This window comes from Enterobacter cloacae complex sp. IR5422, from assembly GCF_049238165.1.
Classification (GTDB): Bacteria; Pseudomonadota; Gammaproteobacteria; order Enterobacterales; family Enterobacteriaceae; genus Enterobacter; species Enterobacter roggenkampii.
Genome location: NZ_JBMKHT010000020.1, coordinates 1 through 16997 on the forward strand (window position 1 = coordinate 1; position 16997 = coordinate 16997).

The 16997-nt window shown below is 56.9% G+C and carries 15 protein-coding genes, 2 tRNA genes and 2 rRNA genes; 14 read left to right on the forward strand and 5 right to left on the reverse strand.

What is annotated here, in order from left to right; translation table 11 throughout:
* The 4 genes from ACOTXT_RS11695 to ACOTXT_RS11710 form a co-directional block, all read left to right on the forward strand.
* Positions 1 to 158, forward strand: a 23S ribosomal RNA gene (locus ACOTXT_RS11695); the annotation flags it as partial.
* A gap of 64 nt (positions 159 to 222) precedes the next feature.
* Positions 223 to 338 (forward strand): 5S ribosomal RNA (rrf, locus tag ACOTXT_RS11700).
* 56 nt (positions 339 to 394) lie between these two features.
* Positions 395 to 471 (forward strand) — tRNA-Asp (locus tag ACOTXT_RS11705).
* A gap of 53 nt (positions 472 to 524) precedes the next feature.
* Positions 525 to 600, forward strand: a tRNA-Trp gene (locus tag ACOTXT_RS11710).
* A 99-nt stretch (positions 601 to 699) separates the two neighbouring features.
* Here the strand turns inward: ACOTXT_RS11710 and hdfR are convergent.
* Positions 700 to 1521, reverse strand: a complete 822-nt coding sequence (gene hdfR / locus ACOTXT_RS11715) for an HTH-type transcriptional regulator HdfR (protein ID WP_021242824.1) — start codon at positions 1519 to 1521, stop codon at positions 700 to 702.
* Between the two features lie 118 nt (positions 1522 to 1639).
* Here hdfR and ACOTXT_RS11720 point away from each other — a divergent pair, with 118 nt between their 5' ends.
* Positions 1640 to 1978: a DUF413 domain-containing protein gene (locus tag ACOTXT_RS11720; protein ID WP_008501577.1), complete on the forward strand. Its 339-nt coding sequence runs from the start codon at positions 1640 to 1642 to the stop codon at positions 1976 to 1978.
* Between the two features lie 29 nt (positions 1979 to 2007).
* Here the strand turns inward: ACOTXT_RS11720 and ACOTXT_RS11725 are convergent, their stop codons facing one another.
* A complete protein-coding gene (locus tag ACOTXT_RS11725; protein WP_421625317.1) occupies positions 2008 to 3528 on the reverse strand; it encodes a YifB family Mg chelatase-like AAA ATPase in 1521 nt (506 codons plus the stop codon).
* Positions 3529 to 3868: 340 nt separating this feature from the next.
* On the opposite strand from ACOTXT_RS11725, the gene ilvL reads away from it, so the two are divergent.
* From ilvL to ilvA, 7 genes are all read left to right on the forward strand, one after another.
* A complete protein-coding gene (gene ilvL, locus ACOTXT_RS11730; protein ID WP_001311244.1) occupies positions 3869 to 3967 on the forward strand; it encodes an ilv operon leader peptide in 99 nt (32 codons plus the stop codon).
* An 86-nt stretch (positions 3968 to 4053) separates the two neighbouring features.
* Entirely contained in the window at positions 4054 to 4104 is a 51-nt protein-coding gene (ilvX, locus tag ACOTXT_RS11735) for a peptide IlvX (RefSeq protein ID WP_166792073.1), read from the forward strand.
* Between the two features lie 2 nt (positions 4105 to 4106).
* Entirely contained in the window at positions 4107 to 5753 is a 1647-nt protein-coding gene (gene ilvG, locus ACOTXT_RS11740) for an acetolactate synthase 2 catalytic subunit (protein WP_063418312.1), read from the forward strand.
* Positions 5750 to 6013, forward strand: a complete 264-nt coding sequence (gene ilvM, locus ACOTXT_RS11745; RefSeq protein ID WP_003860184.1) for an acetolactate synthase 2 small subunit — start codon at positions 5750 to 5752, stop codon at positions 6011 to 6013. Before ilvG ends, ilvM begins: the two co-directional genes overlap by 4 nt.
* Positions 6014 to 6031: 18 nt before the next feature.
* Positions 6032 to 6961: a branched-chain-amino-acid transaminase gene (ilvE, locus tag ACOTXT_RS11750; RefSeq protein WP_023326297.1), complete on the forward strand. Its 930-nt coding sequence runs from the start codon at positions 6032 to 6034 to the stop codon at positions 6959 to 6961.
* A gap of 60 nt (positions 6962 to 7021) precedes the next feature.
* Positions 7022 to 8872, forward strand: coding sequence for a dihydroxy-acid dehydratase (gene ilvD, locus ACOTXT_RS11755; RefSeq protein ID WP_333165327.1), 1851 nt, complete (start codon positions 7022 to 7024; stop codon positions 8870 to 8872).
* 2 nt (positions 8873 to 8874) lie between these two features.
* Entirely contained in the window at positions 8875 to 10419 is a 1545-nt protein-coding gene (ilvA, locus tag ACOTXT_RS11760) for a threonine ammonia-lyase, biosynthetic (protein WP_039267211.1), read from the forward strand.
* Positions 10420 to 10464: 45 nt separating this feature from the next.
* On the opposite strand, the gene ilvY is transcribed toward ilvA, so the two are convergent.
* On the reverse strand, positions 10465 to 11355 hold the full coding sequence (ilvY, locus tag ACOTXT_RS11765) for an HTH-type transcriptional activator IlvY (protein WP_023293577.1): 891 nt from the start codon (positions 11353 to 11355) through the stop codon (positions 10465 to 10467).
* Positions 11356 to 11507: 152 nt separating this feature from the next.
* On the opposite strand from ilvY, the gene ilvC reads away from it, so the two are divergent.
* Entirely contained in the window at positions 11508 to 12983 is a 1476-nt protein-coding gene (gene ilvC, locus ACOTXT_RS11770; RefSeq protein WP_008501571.1) for a ketol-acid reductoisomerase, read from the forward strand.
* A gap of 86 nt (positions 12984 to 13069) precedes the next feature.
* Here the strand turns inward: ilvC and ppiC are convergent, their stop codons facing one another.
* A complete protein-coding gene (gene ppiC / locus ACOTXT_RS11775) occupies positions 13070 to 13351 on the reverse strand; it encodes a peptidylprolyl isomerase PpiC (RefSeq protein WP_008501570.1) in 282 nt (93 codons plus the stop codon).
* An 85-nt stretch (positions 13352 to 13436) separates the two neighbouring features.
* Here ppiC and rep point away from each other — a divergent pair, with 85 nt between their 5' ends.
* Positions 13437 to 15461 (forward strand): DNA helicase Rep, encoded by a 2025-nt coding sequence (gene rep, locus ACOTXT_RS11780; protein ID WP_008501569.1) that lies wholly within the window; start codon positions 13437 to 13439, stop codon positions 15459 to 15461.
* 51 nt (positions 15462 to 15512) lie between these two features.
* On the opposite strand, the gene gppA is transcribed toward rep, so the two are convergent.
* A complete protein-coding gene (gene gppA / locus ACOTXT_RS11785) occupies positions 15513 to 16997 on the reverse strand; it encodes a guanosine-5'-triphosphate,3'-diphosphate diphosphatase (protein ID WP_333165330.1) in 1485 nt (494 codons plus the stop codon).

Below are 16997 nucleotides of genomic sequence, written 5' to 3' on the forward strand. Positions count from 1 at the left end.
GAAAGCATCTAAGCACGAAACTTGCCCCGAGATGAGTTCTCCCTGAGACTTTAAGTCTCCTGAAGGAACGTTGAAGACGACGACGTTGATAGGTCGGGTGTGTAAGCGCAGCGATGCGTTGAGCTAACCGATACTAATGAACCGTGAGGCTTAACCTTACAACGCCGAAGATGTTTTGGCGAAGAGACAGATTTTCAGCCTGATACAGATTAACAGAATTTGCCTGGCGGCTTTAGCGCGGTGGTCCCACCTGACCCCATGCCGAACTCAGAAGTGAAACGCCGTAGCGCCGATGGTAGTGTGGGGTCTCCCCATGTGAGAGTAGGGAACTGCCAGGCATCAAATTTAGTAGTAAGCCGGTGCATTAATCCGGTGGTTACAAGCAATCTTCGGTGGAGCGGTAGTTCAGTCGGTTAGAATACCTGCCTGTCACGCAGGGGGTCGCGGGTTCGAGTCCCGTCCGTTCCGCCACTTATTAAGACATTAAGCCTGCCTTACTGGCAGGCTTAATGGCAAAAAACTTTAGGGGCGTAGCTCAGTTGGTAGAGCACCGGTCTCCAAAACCGGGTGTCGCGAGTTCGAGTCTCTCCGCCCCTGCCATATAGAATCCTTTGCTTCGGCAAAGGATTTTTTTTTGCCTGAAAGACTGTAAAAACGCCTCTTCTTACTATTCAGCCAGCATTCCTGCTGGCTGATGTATCAATCCATTACATTGATTTTTAACAGATCTTTTATCTGCGACTGCTTATCACTGTTTTGCAGCCAAATCGCATACAGCGGTCTGGTAAGCGTGGTGGAATCCATTACGGTATGCAGCCCAGCTTTAGTGTCTGCCCAGCGAACAGGTAACCAGGTACAACCTCTCAGCAAGGGCAGTTGCTGACAGGCGATCTCTGCAGAGCTGGTCGTTAACTGTGGGACGTCATCAGGTGCAATCAAGCCCGTCTCATGCTGCTGAAAATCAGGCCCCCATTCCAGGCGCAAATAGGTCAGGTCTGCCTTCATCATCGAAGGTTCAGAGGCATAAAGCGCCAGGCCAAACTGGCCCACAATCTGGCTGCTAAATTCGTCCATCTTGGGGGCTTCGGTTGTGATAAGAAGATCAAGCTGGCGCTCATGAAGTTGCTTAACCAGCGACTGCCGTTGCGCAATCCTGGCTTCAAATTGCAGGTGGCTATGAGATTGATAAAGCCGGGTAAGCCACTGACTTAGCATACATTCCCACAGGGAAGCGCTGGCCCCTATTGAGAACTCATTATGCCTCGAAGTATGTGCAACCTCTTTGCGTGCCGCCTGCCAGGTATTCATCAGCGTTTCTGCGTAAGGCAGCAGTTTTTCACCGGCGGGCGTGAGGCGAATATTGTTGCGATGGCGGGTAAAAAGATTCACACCCAGTTGATTTTCCAGCTGTCGAATACGAAAACTGACTGCTGACTGCGTCAGGTAAAGGGCTTCCGCTGCTCGCCCAAAGTGGCGTGTTCTGCTCACTTCAAGGAAAGTTTTAAGCAATTCCGTATCCACATCTTTCTCCGCAAAATTATTTGTCGTTATGATTTAAATGTTTTGTTTTACACTCTGTCAAGCGTAACTAATACTCCGCGCCATAAATAGCTCGGCCAAAGAATTAGGAGCGTGTAGGATGGCGGAAAGCTTTACGACGACTAATCGTTTTTTCGACAATAAACATTATCCGCGCGGGTTCTCTCGTCACGGCGATTTCACCATCAAAGAAGCTCAGCTGCTTGAGCGCCATGGTTATGCCTTTAACGAGCTGGATCTGGGCAAGCGTGAGCCTGCTACTGAAGACGAAAAACAGTTTGTTTCTGTTTGCCGTGGTGAGCGTGAGCCGCAGTCTGAAGCGGAACGTGTATGGATCAAGTATATGGCACGCATTAAGCGTCCAAAGCGCTTCCATACGCTGTCTGGCGGTAAGCCGCAGATGGAAGGTGCAGAAGACTACACCGAGTCTGATGACTAAGATGATAAGAAGGGGCTACGGCCCCTTTTTTATGCCAGCAACTTCTGCAGGTGCAGCAGCAAACGATCGATAGCGCGGTAACTCAGCGCCTCCTGCAAGTGTTTCCTCTCAATGTCAGTACATCCCTCCACGTCAGCAATGGTTCTGGCCACTTTTAGCAAACGTTGCCACGCTCGTATAGACAGCCCAAAGCGCGTCAACGTCTCCTCAAGCCATCCTGCATCTTCACTGTTAAGCGAACAAAACTGCCGGATCCCGGCATTATCAAGCCGAGCATTCAGCCTGTTTTGACGGGCGTATTGTCGTGCCTGGGCAGCGATCACCCGCTCGCGCACTTTTACTGAGCTCTCACCCGTTATGCCCGTCTGCCTGAGCAGGCCCGGCGGCGGGAGGGGGATTTCGAGGGATAAATCGAAACGGTCGAGGAATGGGCCGGAAAGCTTTCCCAGATAGCGCAGCGTCTGCTCTGGCGTACAGCGGTTATGGTTGCCCTGATAATGCCCCGTCGGGCTGGGGTTCATCGCAGCGACCAGTAGAAACTGCGCGGGATAGCTTATTTTGGCACGCGTGCGCGAGATATGTATCTCACCAGATTCAATTGGTTCTCTCAGTGCATCCAGCACGCGACGCTCAAACTCAGGTAACTCATCAAGAAACAGAATGCCATTGTGTGCTAGTGAGATCTCACCCGGTCCGGGGATAGACCCACCGCCGACCATTGCCGTCAGTGAAGCGCTATGATGTGGGGAACGAAAAGGGCGACGGCGCCACTGTTTTTGCAACGATGCCGAACTGATGAGGCTATATATGGCAGCGCTTTCCAGCGCTTCATGATTATTGAGCGGCGGGAGCAACCCGCTCAGCCTGCTCGCCAGCATCGTTTTACCTGTACCAGGCGGGCCAATCAGCAGGAGATTGTGTCCGCCTGCAGCCGTAATCTCCAGCGCCCGTTTACCTTGCTCCTGTCCCATGATCTCACTGAGATCTTCTGGCGCATCTGCTACAGCCTCGTCGCACTCCTCCGGCTCGGACAGTTCATGTCGGCCTTCCAGCCAGGCACACACTTCCTGAAGATGCCCGGCGATAAGGCACCCCTTTTCGGCAATAAGACTCACTTCTGATGCGTTTTCATTGGCGACAATGATTTGCCGCCCTGCACGAATGGCTTCCAGCGCTCCCGATATCGCACCGGGAACGCCTCTCAATGCGCCTGTGAGCGCGAGTTCACCCACGAACTCGTACGAGCCTAGCCTGGTCGTAGTAAGCTGCTCAGAAGCCGCGAGAAGCGCAATTGCGATAGGTAAATCGTATCGCCCGCCCTCTTTGGGCAGATCGGCGGGGGCAAGGTTGATGGTGATCTTCTTCGCGGGGAAGGTATAACCGCTATTTATTATTGCGCTGCGAACGCGATCCCTGGCCTCTTTAACCGTCGTTTCAGGTAACCCGACAAGCGTGAGTCCGGGCAGCCCATTACTCAAATGAACCTCTACGGAAACAAGCGGTGCCTTTACCCCGAGAGCCGCACGCGTATAAACAACTGACAGTGACATTTGCACTACCTCCTGGTGTGACTATGCCAGTACGCGTTATGCCTGTTTAGCGCTATTTAGCGAATTTACGCTGCCTGTTCAGGGATTTTAAAAGCACACTGAAACTATTGCACAATCGTGGAACCCTCCTCGCAGAGCGAAAAAAACCTGTTTTGACGGTTAGCGGAGGAGTAAAAAAGTGAAAAATATTCATTTTCTAATTTCCGTATATAAAACAACGATTTTAAGAAATATGATTCGCGGGCTAACCAAATCCGTCATAAATAAATCTTGTGTTTGATTTAAAAACTGTGATAACTCTTTAGGTATTCCTTCGAACAAGATGCAAAAAGAACTGAAAATGACAGCCCTTCTACGAGTGATTAGCCTGGTCGTGATTAGCGTGGTGGTGATTATTATCCCACCGTGCGGGGCTGCACTTGGACGAGGAAAGGCTTAGAAATCAAGCCTTAACGAACTAAGACCCCCGCACCGAAAGGTCCGGGGGTTTTTTTATGACTAAAAAACGTAAATGAGGAGCAGAGAATGACGACTAGCACAAAATTCTGTTTCTCCCGATTTATGACGGGGAACTAACTATGAATGGGGCACAGTGGGTAGTACATGCGTTGCGCGCGCAGGGAGTCGAGACAGTATTCGGTTATCCGGGTGGCGCAATTATGCCGATTTACGATGCACTGTATGACGGCGGCGTGGAGCACCTGTTGTGCCGACACGAGCAGGGCGCAGCGATGGCCGCCATCGGTTATGCCCGTGCCACCGGTAAAACCGGTGTCTGTATGGCGACCTCAGGTCCGGGCGCAACGAACCTGATCACCGGTCTGGCTGATGCACTGCTGGATTCTGTTCCCGTTGTTGCCATCACCGGACAGGTTGCCTCTCCGTTCATCGGCACCGACGCGTTCCAGGAAGTCGATGTACTCGGTTTATCGCTGGCCTGCACCAAACACAGTTTTCTCGTTCAGTCACTGGAAGAGCTGCCGCGCGTAATGGCGGAAGCATTCGAGGTTGCCAGCTCCGGTCGCCCTGGTCCGGTTCTGGTCGATATCCCGAAAGATATCCAGGTCGCACACGGCGAACTGGAGCCGCACTTCTCCACCGTTGGAAGCGACGACGCCTTTCCGCATGCGGAAGTTGAAGAGGCGCGTCAGATGCTGGTGCAGGCGAAACAGCCGATGCTGTACGTTGGCGGTGGCGTAGGCATGGCGCAGGCCGTTCCCGCCCTGCGTGAATTTATTGCGGTAACGCAAATGCCTGCCACCTGCACGCTGAAAGGGTTGGGTGCGGTAGATGCCGATTACCCCTACTATCTGGGCATGCTGGGGATGCACGGCACCAAAGCGGCAAACCTGGCGGTGCAGGCGTGCGATCTGCTCATCGCCGTCGGTGCCCGTTTTGACGACCGCGTCACCGGTAAGCTGAATACCTTTGCGCCGAACGCCAAAGTTATCCATATGGATATCGACCCGGCGGAAATGAACAAGCTGCGTCAGGCGCACGTCGCGCTGCAGGGCGATCTCAACGCGCTATTACCGGCATTGCAGCAGCCGCTGGATATCAACGCGTGGCGTCAGCACACCGCCGAAATGCGCGCTGAACACGCCTGGCGTTACGACCATCCCGGCGAGGCCATCTACGCGCCGCTGCTGTTGAAGCAGTTGTCCGACCGTAAGCCCGCCGACAGCGTGGTGACGACCGATGTCGGCCAGCATCAGATGTGGTCCGCCCAGCACATGACCTACACCCGTCCGGAAAACTTCATCACTTCCAGCGGGTTAGGGACGATGGGCTTCGGTCTGCCAGCCGCGGTTGGCGCACAGGTTGCCCGCCCGAACGATACCGTTATCTGTATCTCCGGTGACGGCTCCTTCATGATGAACGTTCAGGAGCTCGGCACCGTGAAGCGCAAGCAGTTACCGCTGAAGATCGTGTTGCTCGATAACCAGCGTTTAGGGATGGTTCGCCAGTGGCAACAGCTGTTCTTCCAGGAACGTTACAGTGAAACCACCCTGACCGATAACCCCGATTTCCTCACCCTGGCCAGCGCCTTCGGCATTCCTGGCCAGCACATCACCCGTAAAGACCAGGTTGAAGCGGCACTCGACACCATGCTGTCAAGCGAAGGGCCATACCTGCTTCATGTCTCAATCGACGAGCTTGAGAACGTCTGGCCGTTGGTACCGCCCGGTGCCAGTAACTCACAAATGCTGGAGAAATTATCATGATGCAACATCAGGTCGCCGTGCAGGCTCGCTTCAACCCGGAAACATTAGAACGCGTTTTGCGCGTGGTGCGTCATCGTGGTTTTCAGATTTGCTCTATGAATATGGAGACGGCCACCGACGCGCAAAACATCAGTATCGAATTAACCGTTGCCAGCCCGCGGCCGGTCGACTTACTGTTTAGTCAGTTATCAAAGCTGGTAGACGTTGCCCATGTTGCCATCTGCCAGAGCACAACCACATCACAACAAATCCGCGCTTAAGCGTGACAGGACGAAAAAATGACGACAAAAAAAGCTGATTACATTTGGTTCAACGGTGAGATGGTTCGCTGGGAGGACGCGAAGGTCCACGTGATGTCCCACGCGCTGCATTACGGTACCTCCGTGTTTGAAGGCATCCGCTGCTACGATTCTCACAAAGGGCCAGTGGTGTTCCGCCATCGCGAACACATGCAGCGTCTGCATGACTCAGCCAAAATTTATCGTTTCCCGGTTTCTCAAAGCGTGGATGAGCTGATGGAAGCCTGCCGCGACGTGATCCGTAAGAACAACCTGACCAGCGCCTATATTCGTCCCCTGGTCTTCGTGGGCGACGTCGGCATGGGCGTGAACCCGCCAGCCGGTTACAACACCGATGTGATCATTGCCGCGTTCCCATGGGGTGCCTACCTGGGTGCAGAAGCCCTGGAGCAGGGGATCGACGCAATGGTCTCTTCATGGAACCGCGTTGCACCAAACACCATCCCGACCGCGGCGAAAGCGGGCGGTAACTACCTTTCTTCCCTTCTGGTCGGCAGCGAAGCGCGCCGTCACGGTTACCAGGAAGGTATCGCGCTCGACGTGAATGGCTACATCTCCGAAGGCGCAGGTGAAAACCTGTTTGAAGTGAAAGACGGCATTCTGTTTACGCCGCCATTCACCTCGTCCGCGCTGCCTGGCATCACCCGTGACGCCATCATCAAGCTGGCGAAAGATTTGGGTATCGAAGTGCGCGAGCAGGTGCTGTCTCGCGAATCCCTGTACCTGGCCGATGAAGTGTTCATGTCCGGTACCGCGGCTGAAATTACGCCGGTGCGTAGCGTAGACGGCATTCAGGTGGGCGAAGGCCGCTGTGGCCCGGTGACCAAACGCATTCAGCAAGCGTTCTTTGGCCTCTTCACCGGCGAGACAGAAGATAAATACGGCTGGTTGGATCAGGTTAATCACTAAATATAAATTTGGGACGGCACGCACCGTCCCATTACATAGTCAGACGGGAGTAAATAAAGCATGCCTAAGTATCGTTCAGCCACCACCACCCACGGCCGCAACATGGCCGGTGCCCGCGCGCTGTGGCGCGCCACCGGAATGACCGACGCCGATTTCGGCAAGCCAATTATCGCCGTGGTGAACTCCTTCACCCAGTTCGTACCGGGCCACGTGCACCTGCGCGATCTCGGTAAGCTGGTTGCCGAGCAAATCGAAGCCTCCGGCGGCGTGGCGAAAGAGTTCAACACCATTGCGGTGGATGACGGTATCGCGATGGGCCACGGGGGCATGCTCTATTCACTCCCGTCGCGCGAGCTGATCGCCGACTCGGTAGAGTACATGGTTAACGCCCACTGCGCCGATGCGATGGTCTGTATCTCCAACTGCGACAAAATCACCCCGGGGATGCTGATGGCCTCCCTGCGCCTGAACATTCCGGTGATCTTCGTCTCCGGTGGCCCGATGGAAGCGGGGAAAACCAAGCTCTCCGACAAAATCATCAAGCTCGACCTGGTCGATGCGATGATTCAGGGCGCGGACCCGAAAGTCTCTGACGAGCAGAGTGACCAGGTGGAGCGCTCCGCGTGCCCGACCTGCGGCTCCTGTTCCGGTATGTTCACGGCGAACTCCATGAACTGCCTGACCGAAGCGCTGGGTCTGTCTCAGCCGGGCAACGGCTCGCTGCTGGCGACCCATGCCGACCGTAAGCAGCTGTTCCTCAACGCCGGTAAACGCATCGTTGAACTGACTAAGCGCTACTACGAGCAGGACGACACCAGCGCGCTGCCGCGCAGCATCGCCAGCAAAGCGGCGTTCGAGAACGCCATGACCCTGGACATCGCCATGGGCGGTTCCACCAACACCGTTCTGCACCTGCTGGCCGCCGCGCAGGAAGCCGAAATCGACTTCACCATGAGCGACATCGACAGGCTCTCCCGTAAAGTGCCGCAGCTGTGTAAGGTCGCACCGAGTACCCAGAAGTACCATATGGAAGACGTGCATCGCGCGGGTGGCGTCATCGGTATCCTCGGCGAACTGGATCGCGCCGGGCTGCTGAACCGTGACGTGAAAAACGTGCTTGGCCTGACGCTGCCGGAGTCGCTGAACCAGTACGACGTGATGCTGACCAAAGACGACGCGGTGAAAAAAATGTTCCGCGCGGGCCCTGCTGGTATTCGTACTACCCATGCGTTCTCGCAGGACTGCCGCTGGGATACCCTGGACGATGACCGCGCTGAAGGCTGCATCCGCTCGCTGGAGCATGCCTATAGCAAAGACGGCGGCCTGGCCGTGCTGTACGGTAACTTTGCGGAAAATGGCTGCATCGTGAAAACCGCTGGCGTGGACGACAGCATCCTGAAATTCACCGGTCCGGCGAAGGTGTACGAAAGCCAGGATGAAGCGGTAGACGCCATCCTCGGCGGCAAAGTGGTGGAAGGCGACGTGGTGGTCATTCGCTACGAAGGGCCAAAAGGCGGGCCGGGCATGCAGGAGATGCTCTACCCGACCACCTTCCTGAAATCCATGGGCCTCGGTAAAGCCTGTGCGCTGATCACCGACGGTCGTTTCTCCGGTGGCACTTCCGGCCTCTCTATCGGCCACGTTTCCCCGGAAGCGGCAAGCGGCGGCAACATCGCCATCATCGAAGACGGCGATCTGATCGAAATCGACATTCCGAATCGCGGCATTCAGCTCAAGCTGAGCGACCAGGAAATTGCGGCCCGTCGTGAAGCGCAGGAAGCGCGCGGCGACAAAGCCTGGACGCCGAAAGACCGCCAGCGCGACGTCTCGTTTGCCCTGCGCGCCTACGCGAGCCTTGCCACCAGTGCAGATAAAGGCGCGGTGCGCGATAAATCTAAACTTGGGGGCTAATGATGGCCGAGTCACAACCCTTATCCGCCGCCCCTGAGGGGGCGGAATATCTCAGGGCGGTGCTGCGCGCACCGGTCTATGAAGCCGTTCAGGTCACGCCCCTGCAGAAAATGGAAAAACTCTCTTCGCGCCTCGACAACGTCATTCTGGTGAAGCGCGAAGACCGTCAGCCGGTGCACAGCTTCAAGCTGCGCGGCGCCTACGCGATGATGGCCGGGCTGACCGACGAGCAAAAAGCGCGCGGCGTGATTACCGCGTCGGCGGGCAACCACGCCCAGGGCGTCGCGTTCTCGTCTGCTCGTCTGGGGCTGAAGGCGCTGATCGTGATGCCGGTTGCTACCGCCGACATCAAGGTCGACGCGGTGCGCGGTTTCGGCGGCGAAGTCTTGCTCCACGGGGCCAACTTTGACGAAGCAAAAGCCAAAGCGATCGAGCTGGCGCAGCAGCAGGGGTTCACCTGGGTGCCGCCGTTCGACCACCCGATGGTGATTGCCGGGCAGGGGACGCTGGCGCTTGAACTGCTGCAGCAGGATGCCCATCTCGACCGCGTCTTTGTCCCGGTGGGCGGCGGCGGTTTAGCCGCAGGCGTGGCGGTGCTGATCAAACAGCTGATGCCGCAGATCAAAGTCATTGCCGTGGAAGCGGAAGACTCCGCCTGCCTGAAAGCGGCGCTGGATGCCGGGCATCCGGTCGACCTGCCGCGCGTCGGGCTGTTTGCCGAGGGCGTGGCGGTGAAGCGCATTGGCGACGAAACCTTCCGCCTGTGCCGGGAGTATCTCGACGATATCGTCACCGTCGACAGCGACGCTATCTGCGCGGCGATGAAAGATCTCTTCGAAGACGTGCGTGCGGTGGCGGAACCGTCCGGCGCGCTGGCGCTGGCGGGCATGAAAAAATACATCGCGCAGCACAACATCCGCGGCGAGCGTCTGGCGCACGTGCTTTCCGGTGCCAACGTGAACTTCCACGGCCTGCGCTACGTGTCCGAGCGCTGCGAGCTCGGCGAACAGCGTGAAGCGCTGCTGGCGGTGACTATTCCGGAAGAGAAGGGCAGCTTCCTGAAGTTCTGTCAGCTGCTGGGTGGACGTTCGGTGACGGAGTTTAACTACCGTTTTGCCGATGCCAAAGACGCCTGCATTTTTGTCGGCGTGCGTCTGAGCCGCGGCGTGGAGGAGCGCAAAGAGATCCTCAACCTGCTGCATGAGGGCGGCTATAGCGTGGTCGATCTCTCCGACGACGAGATGGCGAAGCTGCACGTGCGTTACATGGTCGGTGGCCGTCCTTCCAAGCCGCTCAGGGAACGCCTGTTCAGCTTTGAGTTCCCGGAATCGCCGGGCGCGTTGCTCAAGTTTCTGCACACGCTCGGCACGCACTGGAACATCTCTCTGTTCCACTACCGCAGCCACGGCACCGACTACGGCCGCGTGCTGGCGGCGTTCGAACTGGGCGAGCACGAGCCGGATTTCGAAACGCGGCTGAACGAGCTGGGCTACGAGTGCCATGACGAAACCCACAACCCGGCGTTCCGCTTCTTCCTGGCAGGCTAAGGGCTGAGCGGCATGTAGGCCGGGTAAGCGCAGCGCCACCCGGCTTTAGTGGTTCGGCAGTATCGTCCAGAACGCATCAATAAGCGGCTCATGCAGCCGCTTTTTTTGTGCGCACACGCCAAGCTCAAACGGCGTTTTCTCGTCGCTGCGCTCTAAAATCATCACGCGATTGCGCACCGGCTCCGGGCTGTTGTCCAGCACCACTTCCGGCAGCAGCGCCACGCCGCAGCCCAGCGCCACCATCGACACCATCGCCTCATGGCCGCTGACGGTGGCGTAAATCGACGGGTTGCTGATTTTCTGACGGCGGAACCACAGCTCTATGCGGCGACGCACCGGTCCCTGATCGGCCATGATAAACGGCACCGTCGACCAGTCCGGTTTTTCCACCGATACCTGGTTACGCACCGGGCAGGGCAGCGCGGGGGCAATCAGCACCACCGCCAGATTTTCCAGCATCGAGAACGCTACCGCGCCCGGCAGGGTTTCCGGTTTCCCGGCAATGGCGAGATCCGCTTCGCCCGTCACCACTTTTTCCATCGCGTCGGCAGCGTCGCCGGTGGTGAGCTTAATTTCAACCGACGGATGCGCCGCGCGAAAGCGGTCAAGGATGGGCGGCAGATGGCTGTAGGCGGCGGTCACGGAGCAGAAAATATGCAGCTCACCGGAGAGTGACGGCCCCTGCTGATCGATAGAGTGCCGCAGCTGCTGGTACTGCAGCAGCGTCTGCTGGGCAAAAATACGCAGCTCTTCGCCCGCTTCCGTGAGGGTGACGGTGCGGTTATCGCGCACGAACAGCGGCTGGCCGAGGTCTTCCTCAAGGCGCTGGATCTGGCGCGAAAGCGTGGAGGGGCTGACGTGCATCGCCCGGGCGCTGCGGCCAAAGTGACGGCTTTCCGCCAGGTGCAGGAACATTTTCAGATCGCGTAAATCCACCGATTCCACTCCCTCTTTTTACATTGCATAAATTGCAATGTGACGTTGTGAATATATCAATTTCCGCAATAAATTTCCTGTTGTAATGTGGGTACATTCTCGCTGAAACGCGAACCGAACAATAAGACACACAACATCACGAGGTATCACCCATGGCTAACTACTTTAATACACTGAACTTGCGCCAGCAGCTGGCGCAGCTGGGCAAATGCCGCTTCATGGCGCGCGATGAATTTGCCGATGGCGCGAGCTACCTTCAGGGTAAAAAAGTGGTCATCGTCGGCTGTGGCGCACAGGGTCTGAACCAGGGCCTGAACATGCGTGACTCCGGTCTGGATATCTCCTACGCACTGCGCAAAGAAGCGATTGCCGAGAAGCGCGCTTCATGGCGTAAAGCGACCGAAAACGGCTTCAAAGTGGGTACCTACGAAGAGCTGATCCCGCAGGCGGATCTGGTGGTTAACCTGACGCCGGACAAGCAGCACTCTGACGTTGTGCGTTCCGTACAGCCGCTGATGAAAGACGGCGCGGCGCTGGGTTACTCCCACGGCTTCAACATCGTTGAAGTGGGCGAGCAGATCCGTAAAGACATCACCGTGGTGATGGTGGCACCGAAGTGCCCGGGTACCGAAGTGCGTGAAGAGTACAAGCGTGGCTTCGGCGTGCCGACGCTGATCGCGGTTCACCCGGAAAACGATCCGAAAGGCGAAGGCATGGCGATTGCCAAGGCATGGGCAGCGGCGACCGGCGGCCACCGTGCGGGCGTGCTGGAATCGTCCTTCGTTGCCGAAGTGAAATCCGACCTGATGGGCGAGCAGACCATTCTGTGCGGCATGCTGCAGGCCGGTTCTCTGCTGTGCTTCGATAAGCTGGTTGAAGAGGGCACCGACCCGGCATACGCGGAAAAACTGATTCAGTTCGGCTGGGAAACCATCACCGAAGCGCTGAAGCAGGGCGGTATTACGCTGATGATGGACCGTCTGTCTAACCCGGCAAAACTGCGTGCTTACGCGCTGTCTGAACAGCTGAAAACCATCATGGCGCCGCTGTTCCAGAAACATATGGACGACATCATCTCCGGCGAGTTCTCTTCCGGCATGATGGCTGACTGGGCAAACGACGACAAGAAACTGCTGACCTGGCGTGAAGAGACCGGTAAAACCGCGTTCGAAACCGCGCCACAGTATGAAGGTAAAATCGGCGAGCAGGAGTACTTCGATAAAGGCGTCCTGATGATTGCGATGGTGAAAGCAGGCGTTGAGCTGGCGTTCGAAACCATGGTGGATTCCGGCATCATTGAAGAGTCTGCGTACTACGAATCACTGCACGAGCTGCCGCTGATCGCGAACACCATCGCCCGTAAGCGTCTGTACGAAATGAACGTGGTTATCTCGGATACCGCAGAATACGGTAACTACCTGTTCTCTTACGCCTGCGTACCGCTGCTGAAAGAGTTTATGACCACTCTGCAGCCGGGCGATCTGGGTAAAGCGATTGCAGAAGGTGCCGTGGATAACGCGCAGCTGCGCGACGTGAACGAAGCCATTCGCAGCCACCAGATCGAGAAAGTGGGTCACAAACTGCGTGGCTACATGACCGACATGAAGCGTATCGCGGTAGCGGGTTAACAACCTTGTCGGGTGGCGCTTCGCTTACCCGACCTACAAAACCGTAAGATGTAGGCCGGGTAAGGCGTAGCCGCCACCCGGCTTGTTTATTTGCGGTACAGCACTTTAATCACGTGGTAGCCGAACTGCGTGTGCAGCGGGCCGGTTGGCTCCAGCACCGGGCAGGAGAAGACCACTTTATCGAATGCCGGTACCATCTGACCCTGGCGGAATTCACCCAGATCGCCGCCGCGTTTGCCTGACGGACAGATAGAGTGCTTCTTCGCCAGCTTGCCGAAGTCGGCGCCGTTTTTGATCTGCTCCAGAAGATCCAGAGCCAGTTTCTCTTCTTTAACAAGAATATGCAGTGCTGCTGCTGTTTTTGCCATGATCGTGCCTTGAGTGGTATGGATTAGGCTCGCTATACTACCACGCTGTTATTCTCCCCTCCTGACTTTCATTGAGTGATCATTTATGCGTTTAAACCCCGGACAACAACAAGCCGTCGAATTTGTCACCGGACCGTGTCTGGTGCTGGCGGGTGCAGGATCCGGCAAAACGCGCGTTATCACCAATAAGATTGCGCACCTGATCCGCGGCTGTGGCTATCAGGCCCGGCACATTGCGGCGGTGACGTTTACCAATAAAGCGGCGCGTGAGATGAAAGAGCGTGTCGGCCAGACGCTGGGACGAAAAGAGGCGCGCGGCCTGATGATCTCCACCTTCCACACGCTGGGGCTGGATATCATCAAACGCGAGTATGCGGCGCTGGGAATGAAGTCCAACTTCTCGCTCTTCGATGACACCGACCAGGTGGCGTTGCTCAAAGAGCTCACCGAGGGGTTGATCGAAGATGACAAGGTGCTGTTGCAGCAGCTGATCTCAACGATCTCAAACTGGAAAAACGATCTGATGACCCCGGCCCAGGCCGCGGCGATCGCCAAAGGCGAACGGGATCGGATCTTCGCCCACTGCTACGGTCTGTACGATGCGCACATGAAAGCGTGCAACGTGCTGGACTTTGACGACCTGATTCTGCTGCCCACGCTGCTGCTGCAGCGGAACGAAGAGGTTCGCGAGCGCTGGCAGAACAAAATCCGTTACCTGCTGGTGGATGAGTATCAGGACACCAACACCAGCCAGTACGAGCTGGTGAAGCTGCTGGTGGGGCAGCGCGCGCGTTTCACCGTGGTCGGCGACGACGACCAGTCAATTTACTCCTGGCGCGGCGCGCGTCCGCAAAACCTGGTGCTGCTGAGCAAAGATTTTCCCGCTCTGCAGGTGATTAAGCTGGAGCAAAACTACCGCTCCTCCGGGCGTATCCTGAAAGCGGCAAATATCCTGATCGCCAATAACCCGCATGTGTTTGAGAAGCGTCTCTTCTCCGAGCTGGGTTACGGTACTGAATTGAAGGTGCTCAGCGCCAATAATGAAGAGCATGAGGCGGAGCGCGTGACGGGCGAACTGATCGCCCACCACTTCGTCAATAAAACCGAATATAAGGATTACGCGATCCTCTATCGCGGCAATCACCAGTCGCGCGTCTTTGAAAAGATGCTGATGCAGAACCGCATCCCGTACAAAATTTCGGGCGGTACGTCGTTCTTCTCACGGCCAGAGATTAAAGATCTGCTGGCCTATCTGCGCGTCCTCACGAACCCGGATGACGACAGCGCGTTTCTGCGCATCGTGAATACGCCGAAGCGCGAGATTGGCCCTGCGACGCTGCAAAAGCTGGGCGAGTGGGCGATGACGCGTAATAAAAGCCTGTTTACCGCCAGCTTCGACATGGGGCTGAGCCAGACGTTAACCGGCCGCGGTTACGATTCTTTAACACGATTCACCCACTGGCTCGGCGAAGTGCAGCGTCTCGCGGAGCGCGAGCCGGTGGCGGCGGTGCGCGATCTTATTCACGGCATCGACTATGAGTCCTGGCTGTACGAAACCTCGGCCAGCCCGAAAGCCGCTGAGATGCGGATGAAAAACGTTAACCAGCTCTTCAGCTGGATGACCGAAATGCTGGAAGGCTCTGAAATCGACGAGCCGATGACCCTGACGCAGGTCGTCACCCGCTTTACCCTGCGCGACATGATGGAGCGCGGCGAGAGCGAAGAAGAAGCCGATCAGGTTCAGCTGATGACGCTGCATGCGTCCAAAGGGCTGGAGTTCCCGTATGTGTATCTGGTTGGTATGGAAGAGGGATTGTTACCGCACCAGAGCAGCATTGACGAAGATAACGTCGACGAGGAGCGCCGTCTGGCCTACGTGGGGATCACCCGTGCGCAGAAAGAGCTGACGTTCACACTGTGTAAAGAGCGCCGTCAGTATGGCGAACTCGTCCGCCCGGAGCCGAGCCGTTTCCTGCTGGAGCTGCCGCAGGATGACCTGATCTGGGAACAGGAACGCAAAGTGATTACCGCAGAAGAGCGGATGCATAAGGGGCAGGCTAACGTGGCGAACATTCGCGCCATGCTGGCAAAAGCCAAAGAGAAAGGATAATGATGAGTAGGCCGGGTAAGGCGAAGCCGCCACCCGGCAATGTTCAGCGTATTACTTCACTTCCAGCACCCAGTGCACATAGCTCTGCCACTGGCACTCCTGCTCGATCATCTCTGCCCCAAGCGGGTGACGCTCAATCCAGTTTTCCGGCAGCGTCAGCGACAGTTTTTCGTCATCGGCCACCAGATTGATTGCAGGCAGCAAATCATCGCGACGGCGGCTGGCAAACAGAATCGCCAGACGCAGCAGGCGGCACAGATGCTCGGCCACGCGCGGCGGTACGGCGTTTTGCTGATGCAATGATGAGAGGTCAACGGCGTTGGTCTGGTTCAGCAGCAGCGTTGCCAGCAGCTTTTTCTGTGCGGGCGTGTAGCCCGGTAAATCCAGGTTGCGAACCAGATACGCTGCGTGAGTGGGGGCCTGCTTAAAATCAATGCTCAGCCCCACTTCATGCAGCGCACAGGCGCTCAGCAATAAATCGCGGCTCAGATGATCAAGATCCCAGACGTTAGCGACCTGATCGGCGAAGCGAGATGCCAGCTGCGATACGCGTCCTGCCTGATCGATATCAACCAGAAAACGACGCTGGACGTTGCGCAGGGTTCGGCTGCGGATATCCTGATCGACCGACAGATGCAGCATCCCGTAGACCAGGCCTTCGCGCAGCGCGCCGCCGGCAAGGGTCATACACTGGATGTTGAGCTCGGTGAAAATGGCGATCAGAATGGCCAGCCCGCTCGGGAAGACCAGCGCGCGTTCCAGCGTCAGGCCTTCAATTTCCAGTTCTTCCAGGCGTCCGCACTGGATGGCGCGCTGTTTTAGCTGCTGAAGTTTGGCAAGCGTAATCCGCTCGTCCATTCCCTGCGCCATCATGATTTCCTGCAGGGCCTGCACGGTCCCCGACGCACCCACGCACACTTTCCAGCCGTGATAGCGCAGTTCGTCCATCACGGGACGTAATACCTCGCGCGCGGCATTTTCTGCCTCGTCGAAGTTCTCTTTACCCAGATTACGATCGGTAAAATAGCGCTCAAGCCAGGTCACGCAGCCCATCGACAGGCTGAACAGCGACGTAGCCTGCGCGCCGGTGCCGGTCACCAGCTCGGTACTGGCTCCGCCGATATCCACCACCAGGCGGCGATCGTCACCCCCTGTAGTGTGTGCAACACCCTGATAAATCAGACGAGCTTCTTCTTCACCGCTGATAACCTGAACCGGGCAACCGAGAATCTCCTGCGCTCTGGCAATAAAATCCACGGCGTTAACCGCCAGGCGGAGTGTCGCAGTGGCGACAACGGTGATTTGGGCGTGCGGGATATCCTGCAGACGCTCGGCAAAGAGTCGCAGGCACTGCCAGCCACGTTCCATGGCTTCAGGCGAGAGGTGATTGTCGCTGCTCAGGCCCGCCGCGAGGCGGACCTTGCGCTTAATGCGCGTCAGCGTTTGTATGCTTCCCGCCACCTCGCGCACAACCAGCATATGAAAACTATTCGAACCGAGATCAATTGCCGCATAAAGCGAGGTGGAGCTGAGCAT

What these genes read in the sequence shown, in the direction of transcription:
- gppA (WP_333165330.1), bottom strand. Translation starts at nt 16,997, where the DNA reads ATGCTCAGCTCCACCTCGCTTTATGCGGCAATTGATCTCGGTTCGAAT.
- ilvG (WP_063418312.1), top strand. Translation starts at nt 4,107, where the DNA reads ATGAATGGGGCACAGTGGGTAGTACATGCGTTGCGCGCGCAGGGAGTC.
- ilvE (WP_023326297.1), top strand. Translation starts at nt 6,032, where the DNA reads ATGACGACAAAAAAAGCTGATTACATTTGGTTCAACGGTGAGATGGTT.
- rep (WP_008501569.1), top strand. Translation starts at nt 13,437, where the DNA reads ATGCGTTTAAACCCCGGACAACAACAAGCCGTCGAATTTGTCACCGGA.
- ppiC (WP_008501570.1), bottom strand. Translation starts at nt 13,351, where the DNA reads ATGGCAAAAACAGCAGCAGCACTGCATATTCTTGTTAAAGAAGAGAAA.
- ACOTXT_RS11725 (WP_421625317.1), bottom strand. Translation starts at nt 3,528, where the DNA reads ATGTCACTGTCAGTTGTTTATACGCGTGCGGCTCTCGGGGTAAAGGCA.
- ilvM (WP_003860184.1), top strand. Translation starts at nt 5,750, where the DNA reads ATGATGCAACATCAGGTCGCCGTGCAGGCTCGCTTCAACCCGGAAACA.
- ACOTXT_RS11720 (WP_008501577.1), top strand. Translation starts at nt 1,640, where the DNA reads ATGGCGGAAAGCTTTACGACGACTAATCGTTTTTTCGACAATAAACAT.
- ilvA (WP_039267211.1), top strand. Translation starts at nt 8,875, where the DNA reads ATGGCCGAGTCACAACCCTTATCCGCCGCCCCTGAGGGGGCGGAATAT.
- ilvC (WP_008501571.1), top strand. Translation starts at nt 11,508, where the DNA reads ATGGCTAACTACTTTAATACACTGAACTTGCGCCAGCAGCTGGCGCAG.
- ilvD (WP_333165327.1), top strand. Translation starts at nt 7,022, where the DNA reads ATGCCTAAGTATCGTTCAGCCACCACCACCCACGGCCGCAACATGGCC.
- ilvL (WP_001311244.1), top strand. Translation starts at nt 3,869, where the DNA reads ATGACAGCCCTTCTACGAGTGATTAGCCTGGTCGTGATTAGCGTGGTG.